General features: G+C 39.3%; 2 protein-coding genes. Both read left to right on the forward strand.

Features of this window, described 5'->3' with window-relative positions; genetic code table 11:
• Window positions 1–315 precede the first annotated feature (315 nt).
• Window positions 316–1,392: a hypothetical protein gene (locus AC3DU7_RS27835; RefSeq protein WP_488042501.1), complete on the forward strand. Its 1,077-nt coding sequence runs from the start codon at window positions 316–318 to the stop codon at window positions 1,390–1,392.
• An 84-nt stretch (window positions 1,393–1,476) separates the two neighbouring features.
• The gene (locus AC3DU7_RS27840; protein ID WP_488042502.1) at window positions 1,477–3,510 is read left to right on the forward strand and encodes a hypothetical protein; all 2,034 of its coding nucleotides are present in this window, start codon (window positions 1,477–1,479) and stop codon (window positions 3,508–3,510) included.
• Window positions 3,511–3,886: the final 376 nt, after the last annotated feature.

Consider the following 3,886-nt stretch of genomic DNA (forward strand, 5'->3'; position numbering starts at 1 on the left):
GCAGCGAGTGGATATTTTCTGTCAATGGCGATCGCACCACTTTGCAAAATGCAGAGATGGTGGTGGTGTACAAAGCCAAGGTTTAAATGTTCCCAAGAATTGAGGTTATGAGCAAAGCCTCAACAAAAAAAAGGGCGTTGGTAATTGGTGGGATGATTTTCTACTAGGGGTGATACCCGTCACTTACTCTGGTTAAATATTTAGAGGTATTAGAAACAGATTACTTTTAAAGTTTCATCTCTTGATTTACTAACGCCAAAAAAAGTCCGTTTCTCGAAAACAACCTAGTCAACCCAAAATGAGGAGCTATTAATTATGCAATCAGGAAAAAACAAAAAACGCTCAACAGTAGCAAGGATGAGAGCAAGTCTAAAGAAAAAACCCTCAACAGCAGCAAGCGTTGAAGAAAATGTACAGAAAAAACCCTCAACAGCAGCAAGCGTTGAAGAAAATGTACAGAAAAAAACCTCAGAAATATTTGAAGAAAAGGTAAGAAAAATTAATTCTAAGTTGAGAAGGAGTCCGTATCTTAAATACTTTGGAAAAATCACTTCACTTGATGAGACTCTTCGGGCTTTAGAGGACTATGACAAAGAACCAACGATCAAGAATTTAAAAAAGATACAGAAAGCAATCAGTAGAATTCCCAGAGACAAAATAGACGACAAATATGGAAATGAGATTAAAGAACTACAGTCCAGCCTTTTTGACGATGCACCAGAAAAATTTCAAAGTCTAAGAATTAAAAATAAAGGTGAAAAAACAGATTTATTAACATCCGAAGCACAAGAACAATTAGAACAGTGGATAGAATATGTAGTGCAGAAGATCAAAGAAGGGAAGTTTGAGGAGGCAAGAGTCCAGCTAATAGAAAAAGGCGAAGCTCTAGTTGAAAGGCAAGGAGGAAGAGTTAAGTTTTTGAAGACAATAATCCCCCGGCAAAAACAAAAAACAGGTGTTTCCGGTCGAGAGCAATTCCTTCAATCTACAAAAATTGGAGATTTGATGGAATCACTGAAAAAAAATCTATATAACCCCTCTCAAGACATAATAAAAATTACCGCTCTAACTCAAAGACAGATAAATAATTTGGAAAATGACACAGATAAAGCTCTCGCTCTTTTAATGACACTCGAAGAATATATACATTACTATCAAGCTAGGAGTAATAAATATCTTTCACCAAGTACTGGACTTTTTGATTTTACACAAAATCTGACAAATGATGTAAACTCTCCATTAAATAATGCTGCTGTAAATTATGATGAAATTGATGTGTACGCGAAGATACTTGATTGGGGGTTCGATGAACTGAAAGAAGAATACAGTAAGGCTTATGGGGAAAGAGAGAAATACAAGGAATGGACAGAAAAACGAAATGTTAACTCATAACTTTGCAAGAAATTGAGGTATTTAGATCGACAAGATAGCATCTATGTAAACTTAGTACTTGATTTGAAATATGGAGATATAGTCATGCCCGAAAAACGCAAACGTAGTTATTATACAAACAAAGTAGCCCCAGACTTCAGAGCAAAGCAACGAAAACTTGCTTCAAGCGAAAGCGAACAGGGATCTCCTGTTGATGAGGAACGCGATACGATCTCTGGAGTGGATACTCGGAGAACTCAAGTTAGAACGAGAAGAGCATCGTTACCAGGTAGCATTACGGAAGCAGACTGGGCCGAAGCCGGTCATGATGAGATGTTCAATAACCGTCGCAAAGTTGCTTTTGAAAGTGGTCTTGCAGGTGCGTTGTTTAAAAAACCAGAACTTTTTGCTGATATTGTCAATCAAGCTCTTGATAATATAAGAGAGATTGTTGCTCCAGCAATTGAAAGAGTAATAAAGTCTGAGGATTCGTCTTCGCCATCCGATCGAGCATTGTTCCAAGCCCAAATAAAAGATACAGATCTTCTCTATGCCTTTGAAGGATGGAACAATGGTAAAGACTCAACAACTCTAAAGAAGCTTCCTTCTACAAGAGAAGATAAAGATTTTCAGGTGAAATTTGGTCAATACATAATTGATTTACTGAACCCAGAGACAAACATTAAGCCAAATCTTAATGAAAATCTCAAAGTTCTATATAACTTCGCAAGATTTCTGGGAGATCCCGAACAGTTCGATCAGAATCTAAAACAAGACGATATTAACTTCCCATCAGAGTCAAATTTTAACTCAATAAAGTCAGAATTCCAAGATCAATGGAAGAAGTTAAAGCCAGAAAATCCAACTCCGGGCTTGTTTGAACCCCCAAATTTAACTTCTACCTCACAACGAAGATATCAACGCCTTAAAGACAAGGAGGATAATCGGAGCGAGGAAAAATCCGGTTTGTTCCCTGTACGTACTGACGCAGAAAAACGGCAAGAAGCTGCCAAGGATAGAGTAAACAGCAATAAAAAAGGTACTGATGAGAAATTATATAGGCCCTTTACAGACAAGACCTTGAATCCAAGTAATCCCCATGCAGAACTCGTTCGCGATAGTGTCGAACCAGCATTATACAACATCACAGGCGTTGGGTTATGGCGGCCCGGTATTGCCAAATACGAAAACGTGGACACAAACCGACCTTATGGTTCGCGAAACTTTGCTTATGAGGCAATGTTTCGCCATGATATGCCCTTGATTGGTGGAGCTAGTGGAGGGATAGGTTTATTTATGCTGGCTTTCAAGATCCTTGGTAAAATCAAACAACCAGAACTACAAAAAGCATTCCTTGTTGCTGCATCATCAATGATTAGTAAAGGTTTTCATTCTTTTCATGAGCTTGCAACGGTTGCAAACTTTCTTGGTGTAAATTATCGCCCTGGTGACTACTTCAGTGTGTTTAAGAACAAAGATGTCGATATATTTGATGAAATTTTCGATCAAAATGACGATCTTAAAAAATTGGCGCTCACATTCCCAGAACTTATCTTCGGAACTGAGTTGAATTCTGTAATTAAGAAGATTAAATCTACGAATGAGATTTCGCAAAATGAATGGTATATTCTCCAGGAAAAACTTTCAAATAAAGTCAAACTCTGGAAGAATATTTACAATAAACTGCCATCTGATTCCAGCTTTCGTAAAGAGGCACAAACAATCTATGCTTTATACCTTAAGGAGATGGGGCTAAACCCTTCTAACCTTGTAAAATTGCTAAGCACAAATGCACAGTCAGCCCTACAGCTTCAACTGGAGCCTTCACCCTCTGTAAGCATCAAAACAATCACCGAACTGATAACAGCAATGGAAAAGATTGTTGACAAAGTCCAAAACCTCAAATCTGGAGAGAGTTTACAAAACATTGAGCCAGAGATGAAATTGCTAGTAAAGTTTGGGCAATTGTGGAACCATGAATACCAAAAAATTTCACCACGGAATGAACAGGCTCGGGAGGGCGAGTTGGAGCGCATTAATTCTTTAGTGGATAAGATTATGGGTATGAATATACAAGAGTTAAACGCATTGGTGCAAGAATTCTCAATGGATAAACTCAATACCCTTCAAAAGACATAAGGCGGACGTTCGTCCTGAATCGCGCTTGCAGCACACTGCAAAACGCAGAGATGGTGTTACCCTGCAAAGCCAAAGTTTAAATATTCCCAAGAGTTGAGACTATGAGTACCACTGAAACAAAAAAGAAGATTCGCCGTCAGCAAAAAGGCCAGTTGCAAAGCCGTAATCCCAGACGAGATGTCTCCACCAGCGGTGCAACTTCCAGCACCCAATCAGTTGCAGACAGCACTATCGCCAGCATGGCACGATCGGCAGGAGCCTTAACCCGCAGCCAAGACTCGCGCAATCAATCGCCAGAGCGATCGCCAGATCGTCAAGCCCGTGCTGATGCCAGCGCCAATACAAATCCTAACTCGCCACCCCAGGTAAGCAAACC

The sequence above is a fragment of the Okeania sp. genome, assembly GCF_983059655.1.